This is a genomic window from Chitinophaga caseinilytica, from assembly GCF_038396765.1.
Lineage (GTDB): Bacteria > Bacteroidota > Bacteroidia > Chitinophagales > Chitinophagaceae > Chitinophaga > Chitinophaga caseinilytica.
Genome location: NZ_CP150096.1, coordinates 5438010 through 5455724, shown reverse-complemented (window position 1 = coordinate 5455724; position 17715 = coordinate 5438010). Strand labels below are relative to the sequence as shown.

The 17715-nt window shown below is 48.6% G+C and carries 18 protein-coding genes and 1 tRNA gene; 12 read left to right on the top strand and 7 right to left on the bottom strand.

Annotation, left to right across the window (positions count from 1 at the left end; all coding sequences use genetic code 11):
• Window positions 1-16: 16 nt before the first annotated feature.
• From WJU22_RS22450 to WJU22_RS22440, 3 genes are all read left to right on the top strand, one after another.
• Window positions 17-2239: a patatin-like phospholipase family protein gene (locus WJU22_RS22450; RefSeq protein WP_341840414.1), complete on the top strand. Its 2223-nt coding sequence runs from the start codon at window positions 17-19 to the stop codon at window positions 2237-2239.
• Window positions 2240-2652: 413 nt separating this feature from the next.
• Window positions 2653-3006 (top strand): hypothetical protein, encoded by a 354-nt coding sequence (locus WJU22_RS22445; RefSeq protein ID WP_341840413.1) that lies wholly within the window; start codon window positions 2653-2655, stop codon window positions 3004-3006.
• Between the two features lie 31 nt (window positions 3007-3037).
• Window positions 3038-3511 (top strand): hypothetical protein, encoded by a 474-nt coding sequence (locus WJU22_RS22440; protein ID WP_341840412.1) that lies wholly within the window; start codon window positions 3038-3040, stop codon window positions 3509-3511.
• A gap of 62 nt (window positions 3512-3573) precedes the next feature.
• Here WJU22_RS22440 and WJU22_RS22435 read toward each other — a convergent pair whose 3' ends face one another.
• Window positions 3574-4173 carry a tRNA-(ms[2]io[6]A)-hydroxylase gene (locus WJU22_RS22435; protein WP_126246109.1) on the bottom strand — a complete coding sequence of 200 codons (600 nt, stop codon included), beginning with the start codon at window positions 4171-4173 and terminating at the stop codon, window positions 3574-3576.
• 55 nt (window positions 4174-4228) lie between these two features.
• On the opposite strand from WJU22_RS22435, the gene WJU22_RS22430 reads away from it, so the two are divergent.
• The 5 genes from WJU22_RS22430 (at window position 4229) to WJU22_RS22410 (ending at window position 9331) form a co-directional block, all read left to right on the top strand.
• Window positions 4229-5332, top strand: coding sequence for an 8-amino-7-oxononanoate synthase (locus tag WJU22_RS22430; protein ID WP_341840411.1), 1104 nt, complete (start codon window positions 4229-4231; stop codon window positions 5330-5332).
• Window positions 5333-5379: 47 nt separating this feature from the next.
• Window positions 5380-5865 carry a hypothetical protein gene (locus tag WJU22_RS22425; protein ID WP_341840410.1) on the top strand — a complete coding sequence of 162 codons (486 nt, stop codon included), beginning with the start codon at window positions 5380-5382 and terminating at the stop codon, window positions 5863-5865.
• A gap of 5 nt (window positions 5866-5870) precedes the next feature.
• Window positions 5871-8285: a penicillin acylase family protein gene (locus WJU22_RS22420; RefSeq protein ID WP_341840409.1), complete on the top strand. Its 2415-nt coding sequence runs from the start codon at window positions 5871-5873 to the stop codon at window positions 8283-8285.
• 99 nt (window positions 8286-8384) lie between these two features.
• Window positions 8385-8457: transfer RNA gene (locus WJU22_RS22415), tRNA-Lys, on the top strand.
• A gap of 79 nt (window positions 8458-8536) precedes the next feature.
• On the top strand, window positions 8537-9331 hold the full coding sequence (locus WJU22_RS22410) for a Fic family protein (protein WP_341840408.1): 795 nt from the start codon (window positions 8537-8539) through the stop codon (window positions 9329-9331).
• A 51-nt stretch (window positions 9332-9382) separates the two neighbouring features.
• Here the strand turns inward: WJU22_RS22410 and WJU22_RS22405 are convergent, their stop codons facing one another.
• The 3 genes from WJU22_RS22405 to WJU22_RS27315 all read right to left on the bottom strand — a co-directional run bounded on the left by WJU22_RS22405 (window position 9383) and on the right by WJU22_RS27315 (window position 13220).
• Window positions 9383-11086, bottom strand: a complete 1704-nt coding sequence (locus WJU22_RS22405; RefSeq protein WP_341840407.1) for a GmrSD restriction endonuclease domain-containing protein — start codon at window positions 11084-11086, stop codon at window positions 9383-9385.
• Between the two features lie 125 nt (window positions 11087-11211).
• Entirely contained in the window at window positions 11212-12762 is a 1551-nt protein-coding gene (locus WJU22_RS22400; protein WP_341840406.1) for an HNH endonuclease family protein, read from the bottom strand.
• 143 nt (window positions 12763-12905) lie between these two features.
• On the bottom strand, window positions 12906-13220 hold the full coding sequence (locus tag WJU22_RS27315) for a DUF3892 domain-containing protein (protein ID WP_425165375.1): 315 nt from the start codon (window positions 13218-13220) through the stop codon (window positions 12906-12908).
• Between the two features lie 477 nt (window positions 13221-13697).
• On the opposite strand from WJU22_RS27315, the gene WJU22_RS22395 reads away from it, so the two are divergent.
• The 3 genes from WJU22_RS22395 to WJU22_RS22385 all read left to right on the top strand — a co-directional run bounded on the left by WJU22_RS22395 (window position 13698) and on the right by WJU22_RS22385 (window position 15733).
• Window positions 13698-14342 carry a Crp/Fnr family transcriptional regulator gene (locus tag WJU22_RS22395; protein ID WP_341840405.1) on the top strand — a complete coding sequence of 215 codons (645 nt, stop codon included), beginning with the start codon at window positions 13698-13700 and terminating at the stop codon, window positions 14340-14342.
• A 247-nt stretch (window positions 14343-14589) separates the two neighbouring features.
• Window positions 14590-15129, top strand: a complete 540-nt coding sequence (locus WJU22_RS22390; RefSeq protein ID WP_341840404.1) for a hypothetical protein — start codon at window positions 14590-14592, stop codon at window positions 15127-15129.
• The gene (locus tag WJU22_RS22385) at window positions 15113-15733 is read left to right on the top strand and encodes a hypothetical protein (RefSeq protein WP_341840403.1); all 621 of its coding nucleotides are present in this window, start codon (window positions 15113-15115) and stop codon (window positions 15731-15733) included. Before WJU22_RS22390 ends, WJU22_RS22385 begins: the two co-directional genes overlap by 17 nt.
• 52 nt (window positions 15734-15785) lie before the next feature.
• Here WJU22_RS22385 and WJU22_RS22380 read toward each other — a convergent pair whose 3' ends face one another.
• Window positions 15786-15998, bottom strand: coding sequence for a hypothetical protein (locus WJU22_RS22380; RefSeq protein WP_341840402.1), 213 nt, complete (start codon window positions 15996-15998; stop codon window positions 15786-15788).
• Window positions 15999-16036: 38 nt separating this feature from the next.
• Window positions 16037-16795 carry a hypothetical protein gene (locus WJU22_RS22375; RefSeq protein WP_341840401.1) on the bottom strand — a complete coding sequence of 253 codons (759 nt, stop codon included), beginning with the start codon at window positions 16793-16795 and terminating at the stop codon, window positions 16037-16039.
• Between the two features lie 186 nt (window positions 16796-16981).
• Here WJU22_RS22375 and WJU22_RS22370 point away from each other — a divergent pair, with 186 nt between their 5' ends.
• Entirely contained in the window at window positions 16982-17191 is a 210-nt protein-coding gene (locus tag WJU22_RS22370; RefSeq protein WP_341840400.1) for a hypothetical protein, read from the top strand.
• A 128-nt stretch (window positions 17192-17319) separates the two neighbouring features.
• On the opposite strand, the gene WJU22_RS22365 is transcribed toward WJU22_RS22370, so the two are convergent.
• Window positions 17320-17643 (bottom strand): helix-turn-helix transcriptional regulator, encoded by a 324-nt coding sequence (locus WJU22_RS22365; protein ID WP_341840399.1) that lies wholly within the window; start codon window positions 17641-17643, stop codon window positions 17320-17322.
• Between the last annotated feature and the right edge of the window lie 72 nt (window positions 17644-17715).

Genomic DNA, 17715 nt, shown 5'->3' with positions numbered 1-17715 from the left:
CCTTCGGAAATACCTAATGCTGCGGATTCTCGTTTTTTTACTGATTCTTGGGGGACTATATCCTATTTCGCTTTCGGCCCAGCGGCCCAAAGTAGGTCTTACGCTGAGCGGGGGCGGCGCCAAAGGGCTGGCGCACATCGGCATCCTCCAGGCGATCGACAGCGCAGGGCTCCGGGTAGACGTGCTCACGGGCACGAGCATGGGCAGCATCGTAGGCTCCCTCTACGCCATCGGGTATTCGGGCGACTCCATCGAGGTGATGGCCCGGAAGCTCGACTGGAGCGGGCTCTTTTCCAACCAGCCCGTTATGTCGGACATCAGTTACGAAGAAAGGAACGAATATAACCGGTACATGATCGAGATCCCGTTCGAATACGGGAAACCCAAGCTGAACTCGGGCGTGATTTCCGGGGAACAGCTGTGGCTGGAGCTGGCGAAAATGTGCTGGCCGGTCCGCGATGTGAAGGATTTCTCGAAATTCAACATCCCCTTCAAATGTATCGCCACCGATGTGGCCACCGGCGACGTTGTGACGCTCGACAAAGGCGAGATCGTAGAATCGATCCGGGCGAGCATGGCCATCCCTTCCGTGTTTACGACCGTGAAGATCGACGGGCGCAAGCTGGTAGACGGGGGCGTGGTGAGGAATTTCCCGACGGTGACCGCCAAAGAAATGGGCGCCGACATCATCATCGGCAGCAATGTGAGCGGGGGGCTCCGTACTGCCGAAGAGCTGAATACACCTATTGATATCCTTTACCAGCTTGGTTTTTATAAAGACGCGGCAGATTTCGTGGAGGCCCGGAAGCTGGCAGACGTGTACATCGAGCCGGAACTGAAAGGTTATTCCGCCGCGAGCTTCGGCAGTGTGGATTCCATCATCGAGATCGGCAAGCGGGCAGGGCGGGAAATGTACCCCATTTTCAAACGCATGGCCGATTCCCTGAACGCGATCCATCCCCTGGCAGCGCAGCCGAAGACCCGGCTGCCGGTGGTGCCCGATATCGAGATCACGAAGATATCGGTGGCGGGGCTCGTCCATTCCGACGAGAAGTTCTTCCGGGGAAGGCTGGGCCTCGAAGCCGGGGGCTGCTATACGCCCGACATGATCCGCGAAGCGATCCTGAACATCTACGGCACGCGGTTTTACAAGCAGATTACCTATCATCTTCGTCCGCTGGGGTATGGCCGCAGCGAGCTGGAGATCCAGGCGGAGGAGACCCCGCTCACCTACGTCAAATTCGCCCTGCATTACAATACCTACACGAGCGTGAGCGCCATCGTGAACATCACGCAGCGCAATTTCATCGTGCCGAACAGCCGTGCCCTGGTATCGGCGGCCATCAGCGAAAACCCGCGCCTCCGGGCAGAATTTTTCAAGTACCTCGGCCGCAAGCGGAACGTGGGCTTTGGATTGGGCGCCTATTACGAGAACAACCCGCTGAGTTATTACCTGGATTTCCGGAAATTCCTGGAGTACCGCACCAAATACGCCAATGTGAGCGGTTCTTTGCAATTCATGCTGAACCGCGTGATGGCGGTGGGCATCGGCTCGCGCTGGGAGTACATTCGGGTGAAGCCTAAAATCTCGCCTTCCATCCAGATCGACGGCAATACCAATCAACTGAATTCTTTCGTTTTCTTCGGGTTGAACACCCTCAACCGCCAACAATACCCGACCCGCGGCGCCACCATCAACTTTGAAGCAGGGGCGGTGCACAGCCAGAACCCGGATATGTATGTGCGGCAAAACGGGCACGATCTACCCCTCGATAGCATCGATTTCAGGTTTAACAACTATACCCGCGTTTCTTTCAAATCGAATTATTACGTGCCCATGGGCCGGAAATCGTCGCTGCTGATGGGGGCCTATGCAGGCTTCAATTTCAATTACAACCAGTTGCTCATCAACGATTTCCGGATCGGAGGGGTGACGGATTTCAGCCGGAACCAGATCCCTTTCGTGGGGTTGTACGACGGGGAGGTGAATACCGCCAGCGTAGGTGCGTTGCAGCTGGGCTGGCAATACGAAGCCCTCCGCAATGTGTTCGCCATCCCTCGGGTATCGAGCGCGGTGTATGACTTCATCGGCAACGTGGAGCCCAAGTACCGATATGTGACCGGCTATGGCCTTACGCTGGCCTACAGCACCAAACTGGGCCCCATGGAAGCCACGCTCATGTACAGCGACCAGGCGCAGATTCTGAAGGCTTATGTGAATTTAGGGTTCCATTTTTAGCTTGAGACCGACAAAAATCCGAACCTATGTATACCATTTTGTTCCATTTGGTATTGATTTTTCAGTTGGGAAATCATATTCAGCAAAAAGCATTACTGCGGGGCAAATGGGTTAATCTGGATGACAGTCATTTCAAAATCGAGTTCCGGGAAACGTCGTATTGCTGGTTCTATAATAAGGATACGGTAGCCTCGGGAACATACACCTGGAGCCATCAATCCTGCGATACGAGCTACTACAAAGGGCCCGACCGGACATTGGAGTTCATTCGGTTGAACGATGGGAGCTGTTATGAGATCACGGGGCTGACGAAGCAGAATTTATCGTACAGGTATACTGTGAATGGCAAGCTGCATCGCTTTAAGCGATGGAAATAGCTAATTAAGTTTTCTTATTTTAATCTATGATAAATCATGAACGCAGAACAATTTGTAGCCATTGTGAAAATGGTGGTTGGCAGGCCGGCGGCTATAGAATCCACGAGTGAATTGGATTACATCAGTAAGCACAATCCTGATATGGAAAAAGCTGCGGTATTTTACAATGGGCTTGGGGAAAATGAAAAAGCGTTCGTAAAAGACATCGTACAAGAAGCGGTGCATAGTACGTTGTTTGGTTTCTTCTGCGTGCTGGACGGGGTGAGAGCCATTGAAGATGGAACAGAGAAGGGTAGACTGGAACTTTGGTACAAAAATGATCATAACGGCAAATCAGTTTTGCTAAACGACGGTGATAACGAGTTTTTACACGATATATTCAATGATTAATTGGAAATGAAATTTTGAATATTTCAAGTCAATGAACAATCAGCAAGAAATATTGCTCGGGGAATTGAAGGTTACGCTTCAAACGAAGGGGACGGCTATCAGGTTGCTTTGTGAAGAGAATAATGCGCTGCTGGAACATCAGTCGGTGGAAGAAGTGACGGACATCCTCACCCGGAATTTCGAAATGGTAACGCAGTATTACCGGAATGCGGCGCAGCAAAAACTGGTCGAAGGCGATTTGCAGCGCATATCCATCTCGATTGTCGTCCACTATTTATACATGTACAATAAATGGCGGAAGATGTATACAGGGATGGCTGATCTGGATTTGGGATTTAAGGAGGAGGATTTCGAGCATCCCGGGACGTACGACATCATTCTTTATTACTGCAAGCAGCATTTCCCGAAAGATTGGGTGTCTAAAGCGGCAGCGATGGTCGGGAAGACAGACGATGAAGTGCGCGGGTACAACGAGCGCCGGCAGCAATTCTTCGATATGCGATGAGTGGATGTCACATTTTGCTGTAGTGCGTCCTATTCCTGCTTGTTGTTATGCAGAAGGCGATATCAATGCATCCGGTCCCCTCTTACCGGGAGCTTCGCTATCATATCCGCCTCAAAGGCCAGCCATTCCGTCCACCGGCGGCGGACTTTCTCTTCCGGAATATATTCGTTCGCCAGATCGATGAACAGGCGGTAATGCCCGGCTTCGGAGATCATGAACTTGCGGTAGAACTCACGGAGGTAGGCATCTTCCAGCCCCTCGCTCAATAACCTGAACCGCTCCGCGCTCCGCGCCTCGATGAGTGCGAACTGCAACAGCCGGTCGAGCAGCACCACATCCGGCGCGCCGCCTTTCTGCTGGAAATTCATCAGTTCATTCACATATAGGTCTTTCCGTTGCTTTCCCAGCGCAAAACCACGCTTCTTCATTTCAGCGAGCACCTGGCGGAAGTGCCCCCATTCCTCCGTCACGATGGGCGCCAATTCATCTACCAGCCGCGCCCGGTCTGGATATCGTTGTATGAGCGAGATGGCCGACGTGGCCGCCTTTTGCTCGCAGAAAGCATGGTCTGTGAGGATTTCTTCGAGAGAAATAGCCGCCAGGTCTACCCAGCGCGGGTCTGTAGGTAATTTCAGGCCAAGGATCGAAACTTTACTGCTCATACGCTGTTGTTAATTGAAGCAGCAAAGTTACAGATAAGATAATTAGTTTTGAAGCATGCAACACGAAGACTTTCTCCGCACCGCCCTCGATAAACGCCGCGAGCAGCACGCCTTCCGCCAACTGCGGACCAGCGGCCAGCTGGTGGACTTCTGTTCCAACGACTACCTCGGCCTCGCGCGCAGCGAGCGCGTCCAGGAAGCGGCGCACCAGATCAGCCGGCAGCTCCCGCAAGTGCATGGCAGCGGCGGAAGCCGGTTGCTGGCCGGGAATTACGAACTGGTGGAAGAAGCCGAAAAACTGATCGCAACTTTTCATGATGCCCCCACCGGGCTCATCTTCAACTCCGGGTACGACGCCAACCTGGGCTTTTTTGCCAGCGTTCCGCAAAAGGGAGACGTCATTATTTACGACCAGCTCATCCACGCCTCTATCCGCGACGGCATGCGGCTCTCGGCGGCGCAGACGTTTTCTTTCCTCCACAACGATCTGAACGACCTCGAGAAGAAGCTCGCTAACGCCGACGGACGCGTATTTGTGGCCGTGGAGTCCGTGTACAGCATGGACGGCGACATTGCGCCCCTCGTTGAAATCGCCGCCCTTTGCGGCCGGCACCATGCGCTCTTGGTGGTAGACGAAGCCCACGCCACGGGCGTAGTCGGCGAGAAAGGCGAGGGGCTGGTGCAGACGCTGGGCCTGCAAAACCGCTGTTTCGCGAGAATCCATACATTCGGGAAGGCCGTGGGCTGCCACGGGGCCATCGTGCTCGGATCGCCCATCCTCCGTGATTACCTCATCAATTTCTGCCGGGCTTTCATCTATACCACTGCTTTGCCGCCGCAGGCCGTGGCCGTAATCCTGGCCGCGTACGATATTTTCCCGGACCTGAACGAAGAACGGCAGCACCTGATGGGGCTCATACGGCTGTTCAAATCGCGCCTGGGCGGGGCCAGCGAAACGCCCATCCAGGTGGTGATGGCCCCGGGAAACGAGCAGGCGCGCGGATTGGCGCAGCATTTGCAGGGCAAGGGCATGGACGTGCGGGCCATTCTACACCCGACCGTCCCGAAAGGGCAGGAGCGGCTGCGGGTGGTGTTGCATAGCTTTAATACACCGGAGGAAGTGGAAAACCTGGCGGCCACTGTCTTGTCATATTCCTGAAAAGGCGTATATTAACTGTAGATTTCCTAACCTTCTAAAACTATTTTATGGAGATGCATCCCGTCTGGAAAAAAGTATTAGAAGAGGTCGAATTTGTATCCTGGTACCATGCTTTCGCTGCGCAATTCCAAACCACGCCTCCCTTTACCGACCACAGCGTTACCGAAGCACAGGATATGATCATGGAATTTGGGTTCCGCAAAACCGTCTATGATCCCGCAAATTCCCTCTACATGGTAGAAGGTGTGGACGATACACGGTCTGTCAAAGGCCTCGGCTCCGGCCTGAGTATTTCCCTGAAAGAAGGCAAAATCGAAGTGGATGTGGCGTTCGACCTGGACCACGACACCCGTGTGGGGGGCAAGTTCTCCCTGATTCCCGCACAGGTGGGTTATGAAGGGCCTGCCATCCCGATGCCGGTTTTCACCAACTACAAGGAGCTGTACGCAGCGCTGAAACAGATCTTCGGCATGTACGAAGACATTGGGAACAAAGTAATCGATATCTTCCTCGCCGAACCGGCTACCATGTAATCGCTATGAGAATCCTTCCTTTACTGCTCACCATCGCCCTCGTCTGGGCGCTCAATCATCGTTTTGCCAATAAGCCTGCCTTCGGGATGCTGTTTAGTCCACAGCATGGATTCTGGGTGCATGCAGAGCCTGCGGGCCCCGCTTCGTCCGATTCCCACATCTCGCTGCCGGCCCTGAAAGACTCTGCCAGCGTGTGGTTCGACGAGCGCATGGTTGCGCACGTTTTCGCGCGGAACGATTACGACGCCTATTACATCCAGGGTTACCTGCACGCCACCAACCGCCTCTGGCAAATGGAATTGCAGACCCATGCCGCCGCCGGCCGCCTCTGCGAGATACTGGGCGAAGGGCTCCTGCAATACGACCGCCAGAAACGCCGGGAAGGGCTCGCATACGGCGCTGAACAGGCTGTGAAGGCCATGGACGCCGATCCGGTCTCCAAACTGATCACAGACGCCTATACAGACGGTGTGAACGCATACATCCAAACCCTCCGCGAACGCGATTACCCGCTGGAATACAAGCTGCTGGGCTACGCGCCGGAACCCTGGACCAAACTCAAATCCGCCCTCCTCATCAAATACATGGCGTTCGACCTGGCGTCTACCGGCGACGATATCGCCTATTCCAACGCCCGCAAACGTTACGGGAAGGATATTTTCAACCAGTTGTATCCCGACTGGCCGGATGTGATTGCGCCCATCGTTCCGGTGGGTACGCCTTTCGCTGCGGCAACGAAAAAAGCCGTGGCGCCGCCAGACAGTATCGTAACGGCAGGGATCGGCGCTTTCGATCCCGGATCGCGCCCCGATCCTGACAACGGTTCCAACAACTGGGCCGTGGCGGCGTCCAAAACGAAGAACGGCGCGCCCATCCTGGCCAACGATCCGCATCTTACGTTATCCCTTCCCTCGATATTTTATGAAATGCAGATCCATACGCCCGAAGTGAACGTGTATGGGGTTTCCATTCCCGGCGCGCCCGGCGTTATCATCGGTTTCAACGATCATATCGGCTGGGGGCTGACGAACGGGTATATGGACGTGCTGGATTATTATACGATGGATTTCCGGAACGGGAAGAGCGAATATCGCTTCAACGGCCAGTGGCGGAAAGCGGATATGCGGGTGGAAGAGATCCGCATCAAAGGCCGCGAGCCCTTCCGCGACACGGTGGCTTATACCGTTTGGGGCCCTGTGATCTACGACCCGACATTTGGCGGCGATGGTTTCGGCAATGGGTACTTGGCCATGCGCTGGACGGCCCACGACCCCTCCAACGAGCTGCTGAGCCTATACCGCCTCAACCGCGCGAAGAATTACGTCGATTATACGAATGCGCTGCAGATCTGGAGCTGCCCCGCGCAGAACTTTATTTTCGCCAGCAAAGAGGATGGCATTGCCATCTGGAACAATGGGAAGCATCCCCTCCGCTGGAAAGACCAGGGGAAATTCGTGATGCCGGGTGCAGACAGCACGTTTGCATGGCAGGGATACATCCCGATGAGCGAGAACCCGCATGTGCAGAATCCTGCGCAGGGATTCGTGCAGTCGGCCAACCAGCACCCTACGGATAGTGCTTTCCCGTACCGCATGTTCGGTTATTATTCGATCTATCGCGGGTTGCAGATACAGGAGCGCCTGACCGCGATGCAAAACATCACGCCGGAAGACCTGATGCGCCTGCAAAACGATAACACGAACCGCCTGGCCGTGAGCGCCATGCCTTTCCTGGCGGATTTTGTGGCGCCGGCCGCCCTCACCGCCGCACAACGCCCGTATTGGGAAATGCTGTTCGGGTGGGATGGTGTGGCGTCGCCGGACAGCAAAGCCGCGACGCTGTTCAATCTCTGGTGGGAGAACCTGAATTCCCGGCTCTGGCGCGATGAGATGCCGGTGAAAGATAGTCTTGCCTGGCACGTTCCCAATGCGGAAGCCACGCTGTATTGGCTGATGCGCGACAGCGCGATGCACTTCGTAGACAACATCCGCACGCCGGTCCGCGAAACGCTTACGGAGCTGGTTACCGGAGCTTTACAGGAAGCGGCGGATACGGCGGCAGCGATTTCTTCCCGCGGCGATCTGGCGATCGGGAACGACCGTGGTACGGATATCCGTCACCTGAGCAGGAGCATCCCTGCATTCAGCCGGATGGGCTTGCATACAGGCGGTGGTGCGCATATCGTGAATGCGACGAAGAAAACGCATGGCCCGTCGTGGCGGATGGTGGTAGAATTAGGGAAGGAAACGAAGGGGTGGGGGATATATCCCGGCGGGCAAAGCGGCAACCCCGGCAGCAAATTTTATGATAACATGGTAGATGATTGGGTGGCCGGAAAATATTATTCGTTGCACGTATATGACGAACGCAAATCGGCGGGCGCAAACGTGCGGAAAATATTTTTTGTTCCCGGGAAGTAGGGTGGTGGCTGGTTTCGGGCGACATGATGAAATTAATTCATGAAATATTTGGCAGGAAATATTTAATTCCTATCTTTGCAATCCCAAACGAAACGGGATGATTCCGTAGCTCAGTTGGTAGAGCAATACACTTTTAATGTATGGGCCCTGGGTTCGAGTCCCAGCGGGATCACAGAAGAGAAAAAACCTCACAGGAATGTGAGGTTTTTTAATTTTTATTCAGTGTAGTTTCGTTTGTTTAAATTTAGACAGTGAAACTCCAAATCATACCCACGGATTTGCTTGCCGCTTTCAAGACAGCAATAAGCGAAGATAACTTGTCGGTCGCCTTTGCCGCTTTGGTAGATGCGGAACTTTCTACTGACAGATTCAGTTTTTATACCTCTGTTGCATCTGTTTATTCCAGCAAAATCGAAGGGGTCGACATTGAGCTGGATTCCTACATCAAGCATAAGCGTTTCGGCATTCAATTTCAGCCGGATTACACGCGGAAGGTCGATGATCTATACGCGACCTATCAATTCGTGAAAGACGCCCCGTTTGATCGCAAAACATTTGCTGAAGCGCATAAGCTGCTAACCCATCACATTCTGCCTGTAGATTCACAGGGTACCTTCCGGAAAAAGAACATGTATGTTACCACTCCCGACGGCCGCATTGAATATGTGGCGGCATCTCCTTACCTGGTAACCTCGGAAATGGAAAAGCTGTATGCAGATATATCCATTTTACAGGATGCTCCGCTGACTATCTCCGAAGTATTCTTCTTTGCCAGCCTGATTCACCTTGTGTTTGTTAAAATCCACCCATGGGCGGATGGAAATGGGAGAAGTGCGCGGTTGCTTGAAAAATGGTTCCTGGCTGTGAAGCTGGGTAAAAAAGCCTGGTTCGTTCAGTCGGAGAAGTACTACTATGAACATCATAAGGAATATTATGATAACATCCGGGTATTAGGGCTTGAATATGAGGAATTGGATTATTCGAGGGCTTTGCCCTTTATTGGTATGTTGGCTTCGGCGGTGATAGCTAACGGCTTTAAATCCTAAGCGACTTTTGTTTGCGGTTTGAACAAGATTTTAGAATGCGAAAATTTTCAATCAATTATTCTTTATTACATATTTTTCAATTTTTTCAAAAATTAAATTCGCTCTTTCTTTAGAGAATATTTCAAATTGGGACTCTTTCCAAGTGGATTCATCTACTGGAATTAGGTGTTTTGTAATGTAGTTCGCTTTGTCCTGTACGAAATTTTGAATCCACTCCTGAAATGGCTTTCCATTCTTTTCCCCTCTATTAGTTCCATAATCAATCAACTGAAAGTTTGCGATACTATTAATTTCATTCCATTCATATTTTCCCTCTAGGATATTTTTCGGCATGATGTGGTCCGTGTCTTGAATTCGAATAACCTGTCTTCTATCATACATTAGGTAATAAAGAAACTGGCTTTCGAATGATTCGATTTTTGAAACTTCAATATCTTCTGTAAACGTAATACCATGGTTGTAATAAACAGAGAATAGTACTTGCAGAGGAAATACCTGGCCTTTATGTGATTTTATTACATTCAATATCTTCTTTACGCCGGTACTGTATGCGATCCACCCTGCACCGCGACTTCTAAAAACGCCATTGAGTAATGAGTAATACATCCACTTTTTCATCAGTGGGAAATCCGTATTACTTGCATCGTGATTGTTAAAGTAATTCTGCAATGCGGCATTATCAATTGATTTATGGTATAGATGGTAAGCAATAAAGTATAATGGTATAAATGAACGATTGCCATCTTTGTAGTAGTTATGAAGCCCGGATTCAATAAGGAATTTCCTAGTCGCAACTAATACAGAAGTAATTCTTTCATGATTGTCAATAGCAAATGTTGCATCATCTTCCTCAATATCAGTCATTTCTTTGACTGGATTATCTCGCAAAAGGAAAATGAGTTTTATAAGGTTGTCCTGTGTTAAGCCGAGGTCTTTATAATCCTCTAAGGTGCTTTCCAAGAATTCTTCCATTTTCCAGTTAAATCCTTTTAGTATTGAAGCAACCAAGTCAAAAGCTGAAAGTCGAGTTCCGCCATCATTAAGTCTTCTAAACAATTCTACAATCCGTTGTTTGTTTCCTTTATTATCTAATTCCTTATTAAGGGATACCTTTGATATACCTATCGCCTCAGATGTCACCACATTTTTATAGAAGGCTTTTACATTTCTTTTTATATGTTCTTTGTGGTATTCATCTGTGATACTTTGGTCTTCGATAATTTCGGCAGCTACTTCGTCCTCGTCATTGGTGTCTTTCAGTCTGGTCAAAAGGGTTTCAACTAAATGCCAATTGTGCTCAGAGATAGTTCTTTCACTAGTGTCTTTGGGTTGTATTGCCAATTTTTTACTGTCAACTTCAAAACAAAATTCAAATTGCTTTTTATAATTGCTGAACAGGTCGAAATATAGAACCTTTCCATTCAAAGTGCCCTTAAGGCCGATGTAAAAGGATTGAAGCCTTTGCTGTCCATCTATGACAAAATACTGAGTTTGATTAAGGGTTTTTATCTCCCTAGAGTCTATGCGTGATCCATCCTTGGTGAAAGGTCGAAAATTGAATAATGGAGATTTCCCTTTTTCTTCCTGTATTACCATAATTCCTCCAAATGAATCTCCTTTCAGAAGAGTGTCGAATAATTGAATCATTTTGTCTTCTTCCCATACAAGTCTTCTTTGTATAACTGGTAATACATATTTCCCGTCTTCGATGTCATTGAGTATTTCCGTTATTCGGTATGCTTTCCAAACTGCCATAACTATTTTTTGGGTTGTTAAAATTTGAGTGCTAGCAAAGGACAAACCACTAATTTATGATTTTTTTAATTTGGGGATTATTTTACTGTATCTCTTCCAATTTTCTATTAGGTTTCCATATATTATTAGTTCTTATGCGTGGTATTGCAGTATGGATGTGAGATTTGTCCGTTATCAATTGTACCCAATCCTCCGTCTTGTTTCCTAGTTGTGTGATCAATAGTTATAGAGTTTCGATGAATATATCCATGGCAAATATTACATTTAGGAGCCGAGTTAATTGTTTCTTTAATATAAATAGCGGATTTTCTTTCATCTTTAAATTCCTTAGAAGTAACTGGAGTTAGTTCTGAAAGCAATGACAGATAGTTGTATTTGTCTGTTTTGAGTAGGGCTTCCGCTGTCGTTTCCAAATTGTTTCCCTTTTTTAATTCTTCAATAACGGAGAAATAAAAATCGGTAATATGTGGGTAGCTCGCTAAAGCACTCCTGTACTTGCGAACAATTTGCTGTATTATATAGTCATATTTTAAAATGAATTCTTCAAATATTTTGCGGACCAGGACAAATTCTGAATATGAATTTTTTCTTTCTAGTTCCATTATAAAAGAAACTGTTGCAAAAAATGAAGCGACCTTGTGCCTTCCGTCCTGTGAGAAGAAATATATTATCGGATGTAGACCTAATGAGGAAGGGTGATTGCTGTTTATTCTATACGCAATTTTTCTACAACTTTTTAAATACAGTATAGTTACATCACCTGTTAAATCATTAGGAAGATTTTTTTTGAAATCGGCCCCAATATTGTTAACAATGTTAACGAAATCTAAAATCAAGGGGAGTGTTTGGGTAGAATACACTTTTCCACCAATGGGTAAGTCAAGTGTTTTAATTGGTGTTTGCAGTGGAGGGGTAAATAGAATTTGGTTTATTTCTTTTGCTAGGTCTTGTACTTGCGTTTGATTTTCTTCAGTGAAACAAGACCAGTATTTGTGTCCTTTCCCGCTTCTGATAATCGCTCTAGCTGCTATACAGTTCGGTTTTTTTCTTGATTCAAGTAGAACTAGTTCAGTTTTGTTGATGGGTGCTGCTTGTTGATTTATCTTAAAAAAGGAACTTTCGGCTTTATTTGCGTCGCCTTCAACCCACTGTAGCTGTATGGCAAGTGCACTTAAGTTTTTCGCTCTTTTGATAATTTTTGGATTAACTTTCTCAGGATTTTTTAAGGCCAGTTTAAAGTCATCGTATGATCCAATTCGCTTCCTAATTAATTTTTTAGCTTCGTCAGCTAAATGAATTTGATCTTCCGGAATTATTCCCTCATAAAACATTTTAGAGATGGATCCATCGCCGAAATCATCATTAATCCATGCATATAATGAACTTAGCCGATGTGATCCGTCAATTACGAAAACATATCCTGAAGGGCTTCGCCATAAAATTAATGCTGGTATTAGATCGCCATCTAGAAAACTCTCAATAAAATCGGCAATCTTTTTACCATCCCACTCATTTGTTTCACGTTGGAAATCTGGCTTTCTAATATTTGAAAAGAAGAAAGAATCCGGTTTTAAATCTTCAATGGAAATCGTTTCTTTCTTTTTTCCTGGGTTAATGGTGTCTTGTACCTCAAAGTCTTCTCTTTGAATTAATGCATCAAGATTAATCTTTGCCATTTTTTGGACTCTTAGTTTTAAATGGGAAGGAGAAACCACTATCTACGTAGTGATTTATATAATTAAGCCTCACGGATGGATAATGTGTATAGCTTTTATTTTGAAAGATATTTATCAATAGATTTAACTTACTGGGGGTTTTTTTATGAAAAGATCCAGTCGTAATCAATCAAGTGGGCTAAATTGTCAGTCAGTTTGCTATCTGGGTCTGATCTCAAATATTTGCCTGATGAACCATTTACAATATGTACAGATTCCCCCGATTCCCAGAAAGAATGTTTATAATTCCATATCCACGTAATGACCTTATTTGCGGGATTACTGACGATAATAATCGCTTGTGCCTTTGTTACTTTTTCTGCTCTATTAATCGAATTGGTATTCGCTATGTGTAAAGCATAGTGAGTAATTACTTCGTTGCTATTCTTCCAAATTCCAGATATATAGTATATAGGCATGTATTTAAAGATGTCGATGGTGAAAAATACTTTAGTTTAATTAATAACTTATTTACCTGGTGTAAAAAATTTCGATGGATCGGATGGCTATTCCACATTATTTCAAAGGTTCTTCGTCAAGCAATAACGGCCAAAGAAGATTATTTGGATGGACTCCCGACAAATTTCAGTTTTATTTGGAGGGAGTTCGAATTCCTTTTTCCGGGTCACCCTATTTTAGCTAAAAAATGCAGATTTCGCTTGGAGCAGGTTGAAAATTTATTTAATCAGGAAATCAAATATGTTGAATATATTCTGCAAAGGTTGTTAAATGTACATATTGTCTTACCACTTTTAGGTTAATCGTTGGTTAAAGTAATTTGAGCTTAAAATTTTGCCTAGTTTATCGTATGGAATTTTTGCATATATTCGCACGTCCCCTCCCAATACCACAAACCCCTTTGCCCCAGGTTAACCTATCAACCAAAACAAACCTGTATGCGAAAATCCACCCGTGGCAAGATCCTCCCATTCGATTACCCCTTTACAGACACCACGTCTGCCTCAGCATTCGAGACCCTTTTCGCCGGCCTTCAGAAATTCAACCCCGAGCTCACGGAAGCTGTCATGAGCGACATCGCCACCCACTGCATCCACGTGCTATTCAAGCCCAATGAAATTATCCTGGATTACGGCGAGATCTGCGAATACGTCTATTTCGCCATCAATGGCCTGGTGACATCTCTCGAAAAGGAAGACGGAAAGGAATTCAACTGCTGGTTCATGTCCGACGGCGATGTGATCATTGCTATTGACAGCTTCTTCATGCAGCACCGGAGCAGAGAGCGATTGGTGACGCTCGCCAACACGGAGTGCATCGCACTCCACGTGGATGACTTGAACATGCTGCGCGAGAAACACCCATCCTTCGCTTTCCTCGAGTTGATGCTGACCAGGTACTACTACCAGCAAACCTTTAACCGCACGAAATGGCTGCGTAAAGATGCCAGAGGGAAGTACCAGATGCTGAAAGCCCACTACCCAACACTGATCCAACGGGTAACCCGAGTGGCGCTCGCCTCGTTCCTGGGCGTATCCCGCGAGCATCTGAACAGAATATTGAGAGAAGAAATTGCAGGATGAGACATATGTCACATTTTTGATAGATGGGTATGCCCTAGTTTTGAAGTATTGTTGGCCACCAATTACCATGCAACGTTTTTAACCACATTCTGTAAAACCAATCTAGTTGAGTATGCACATCAATTACATTCACCAGTTATCCTGTTTTTTCTTCCGCCTGGAAAGGCATAGCCGCATGCGCCCTTCGCATGTAAGTTTGTATCTGGCACTGTTCCGGCAGTGGAACTCCCTGAAATTTTGCGTAACCATGACCGTTAGCAGGCTGCAGCTGATGCTGGTCAGCAAGATCGGCTCCAAAGACTGTTACCACCGCACGCTGAAAGAGCTCCACGCCTGGGGCTTCCTGGAATACCATCCGGCCGAGCACCCGCGCGACCAGGCCAAGGTATCGATGAAGAACCTCACCCTGATCGAGCAGCAGCTATCCTTGCCGGTGGATGCGGACTGCAATTTGGCAGATGTTGAGCCGGAAAATGAGCCGAAACCGGTCCCGAAACCGGGACACATTAATAAAACAATACAAACAATAAACAGAAAAGAAAATACTCCCCCGCAATTCGATGAAGTGTTGGCCTGCTTCGAAGCCGGAGGCCATGCGGAAAGGGAAGCCCGGAAGTTCTTCAACTACTACGAATCCACGGGCTGGATGCAGGGCGGGCATACGCCCATCGTGAACTGGAAGGCAAAGGCCAGCAAGTGGATGCTGGATAAACACACAGCAAAGCGTCGCGGCTGGCAAAGGAAGAATGAACTGGATAACCCCCAGGACTATGGAGCCCCACTATAACTACGCCGATTATCAGCGAATGGTTGAGGAGAAGGGGCAGGCGCTATACGGCCGCCGCTACAGCATCCACACCGTAGATCAACCCTGTATTCAACGAATGATCGCTTACTTCCTGCAAGACCAGGCCAGGGCGAAAGAGGAGCGGATTTTTCTCGGAAAGGGGTTAATGCTCAGCGGCCCGGTAGGATGCGGGAAAACAGCCCTGATGCAGATATTTACCGCCATGAGCGGAGGCGCCTTCGTTCCGAGGATTGTAAGTACCCGACAGGTGGCCATGGAATACGGCAGGCTGGGGCATGAAGTGATCCGCAAATACAGCGATCTGGCGTTCGATAAAGAAACCCATCTGCCCGTCGTCTATTGCTTCGATGGCCTCGGTGCGGAAAGCGACATGCAGTACTACGGACAAACCTGCAACGTGATGGGAGAGATCCTGCTATCGCGGGGAGACCTGGCCCGCCCGCATAATATGCTCACCCATGTGATCACCAGCCTCGACGCCGCATCATTGGAAAAGCGGTACGGTAAACAGGTACGGAGCCGGATGCGGGAGATGTTTAACCTGGTGGCTTTCAGTGCGAACAGTGCAGACAAACGTGTATGAAAAAAGCCCCGGCGAAGCGCCGGGGCGATACAACAAGAATCGATGCGCGAGCTTACTCGCTTTTAACGGCCGCTTGTCCCAAGCCAGCCATCATGGAGCCGGCAACAGCCAACCCGCCTGCGATCTCGAGCACCGTAAGGGGTAGCTCCAGCTCCAGCGGAAGGCCTATCACCGCCGAAGCAACAGCGGTCAGCAACAAGCCCAGGTTACGCACCTTCTGAAAGAAAGGAGGCGTGGGAGCGGTTAAACGGTTGAGCAATTCCATATTTAAAGGATTTTAAATGTTAGAAAATGAATGTTCCCTTAAGGCGCCATGTTCACCGCAACCAGCCGCATAGCGTTGTACGCGCTGTTCAGCACATCGGCCTGGTGGGTACCGTCTTCCTTGATAAACTCGATGCTGATGGCCAGCATCAGCACATCGGCCGAGTTAGGAGGCAGCGGTACGGAAAGGTCGATAGGCGCGGTGTTCCCGTCCAGCGGGAGCGGTTCCGTGGCGATCTGTCCGGAAACGAATTTGAACTCGCCGAAGTTCAGCGCTGCAGCAGAAGCCCGCATCCTGAAATGGGTGGCATTACCGGGCGGGATCACCATTTCCGCCGGGTTAAATACCGGGATAGTGATCCCTGCGGACCCGGCCACCCGGTCGAACGTATGCGTGAACTGCGCGAGGAACGAGGTATCGAGCGGGCTTTGTGCATTGAACTCGAACTTTTCCAGTTTGGCCATTTCTCCTTCGAGCAGCTGGCGCTTCCCGGCCTCGTTCAGCGCATCGGATTTGATGATGGACTTGCAGAGGGCAGTAAGCCGGTTGCTGACGCCCCTGTCTGCGATGTTCTTCATTGCCACCCCGAACGCCGCGCGGATGAGCTTGCCGGCACGCCCGGCCTGGCCGAACTCGATGCCGTTGGCCCGGAGCATTGCGAATTTGGGATCGGTAGCGATCCGCTGGGGGCTAACCCCCGTTTTCTGGCGAACGGCGAAGCCACCATTCCGGGTTTTGTAAAAAGAGAGGTTGCCGATGGCACCATTAAACTGTAATAAACCATCTTGTTTAGCCATGATTAAAAGCTTTAAAAGGTAAAAGAATGGGGCATTTCCGTAGCCATGCCCGGTTGGGCTCTTCACGTGATCAGCGTGGGGTGTAATTACATGGCGAAGGTAAATGCGGGCAAAAGGGCAAAAAAGCCAGGGGTGGCAAAACGGTACATTTTGGCCGTTTTGGGTCTTATCACGTAAACTTTCATCATGGTAAAAAAGGTGCCGGACAGGCTGATTATTTACACGCAAGACATCGAAAACATACTGGGCAAAAGCGCCCGGTCGGCCAGGAAGTACATGAGCCGGCTGCGGAAGATCTTCCAGAAGGAGCGGGGACAGTTTATTTCCGTGGAAGAGTTTTGCGCGGCAAGCGGGTTAACCGAGGAGCAGGTGAGGATTTTTATCGGGAGGGATTGAGGGGCGGTCACGTCCTAAAATAGGTTTACAGTATAGATACAGTAGGGATATAGTAGGGATACAGTACTGATACCGTACTGTAACCGTAGTAAATGAATTTGATAACAAATTATGAAGTGGGAGATAGGTTAGGCCTTTTTTGCCTTCGAAGTACCTTTCTTTTGTGCTTCCAGGTATTCGACGAATTCTTTAATATCGCCGGGAGTAACTTCATCGTAGTACTGGGCAAATTCACCGTAAGAAATTCCCAATGCCTTTGAAATGGCAACATTCGTTGTCAACGTCACATCATTTTTACCGGTAGCGATCCTTTGGATGTGGGAGGGCTCCATACCAGCAAGACTGGCAATTTTTCGAAAGCTTTTGAGTCCGCTCGCTTTAAATGCCTTGTGCAAGGCAGTTGCATATCGCAATTTTATTTCCGTCTTTTCTTCCAGTTCCAATGGCTTCATCTGTCGGCGATTTGTTCAAACCCTGAAAGTTGGAAGAAAATCGCTATAAAAATGACCTATAATTATGCGTTA

Excerpts from the sequence above, each read along its gene's own strand:
- WJU22_RS22450 (WP_341840414.1), top strand. The coding sequence starts at position 17 with ATGCTGCGGATTCTCGTTTTTTTACTGATTCTTGGGGGACTATATCCT.
- WJU22_RS22445 (WP_341840413.1), top strand. The coding sequence starts at position 2,653 with ATGAACGCAGAACAATTTGTAGCCATTGTGAAAATGGTGGTTGGCAGG.
- WJU22_RS22440 (WP_341840412.1), top strand. The coding sequence starts at position 3,038 with ATGAACAATCAGCAAGAAATATTGCTCGGGGAATTGAAGGTTACGCTT.
- WJU22_RS22435 (WP_126246109.1), bottom strand. The coding sequence starts at position 4,173 with ATGAGCAGTAAAGTTTCGATCCTTGGCCTGAAATTACCTACAGACCCG.
- WJU22_RS22430 (WP_341840411.1), top strand. The coding sequence starts at position 4,229 with ATGCAACACGAAGACTTTCTCCGCACCGCCCTCGATAAACGCCGCGAG.
- WJU22_RS22425 (WP_341840410.1), top strand. The coding sequence starts at position 5,380 with ATGGAGATGCATCCCGTCTGGAAAAAAGTATTAGAAGAGGTCGAATTT.
- WJU22_RS22420 (WP_341840409.1), top strand. The coding sequence starts at position 5,871 with ATGAGAATCCTTCCTTTACTGCTCACCATCGCCCTCGTCTGGGCGCTC.
- WJU22_RS22405 (WP_341840407.1), bottom strand. The coding sequence starts at position 11,086 with ATGGCAGTTTGGAAAGCATACCGAATAACGGAAATACTCAATGACATC.
- WJU22_RS22400 (WP_341840406.1), bottom strand. The coding sequence starts at position 12,762 with ATGGCAAAGATTAATCTTGATGCATTAATTCAAAGAGAAGACTTTGAG.
- WJU22_RS27315 (WP_425165375.1), bottom strand. The coding sequence starts at position 13,220 with ATGCCTATATACTATATATCTGGAATTTGGAAGAATAGCAACGAAGTA.
- WJU22_RS22395 (WP_341840405.1), top strand. The coding sequence starts at position 13,698 with ATGCGAAAATCCACCCGTGGCAAGATCCTCCCATTCGATTACCCCTTT.
- WJU22_RS22390 (WP_341840404.1), top strand. The coding sequence starts at position 14,590 with ATGACCGTTAGCAGGCTGCAGCTGATGCTGGTCAGCAAGATCGGCTCC.
- WJU22_RS22385 (WP_341840403.1), top strand. The coding sequence starts at position 15,113 with ATGGAGCCCCACTATAACTACGCCGATTATCAGCGAATGGTTGAGGAG.
- WJU22_RS22380 (WP_341840402.1), bottom strand. The coding sequence starts at position 15,998 with ATGGAATTGCTCAACCGTTTAACCGCTCCCACGCCTCCTTTCTTTCAG.
- WJU22_RS22375 (WP_341840401.1), bottom strand. The coding sequence starts at position 16,795 with ATGGCTAAACAAGATGGTTTATTACAGTTTAATGGTGCCATCGGCAAC.
- WJU22_RS22370 (WP_341840400.1), top strand. The coding sequence starts at position 16,982 with ATGGTAAAAAAGGTGCCGGACAGGCTGATTATTTACACGCAAGACATC.
- WJU22_RS22365 (WP_341840399.1), bottom strand. The coding sequence starts at position 17,643 with ATGAAGCCATTGGAACTGGAAGAAAAGACGGAAATAAAATTGCGATAT.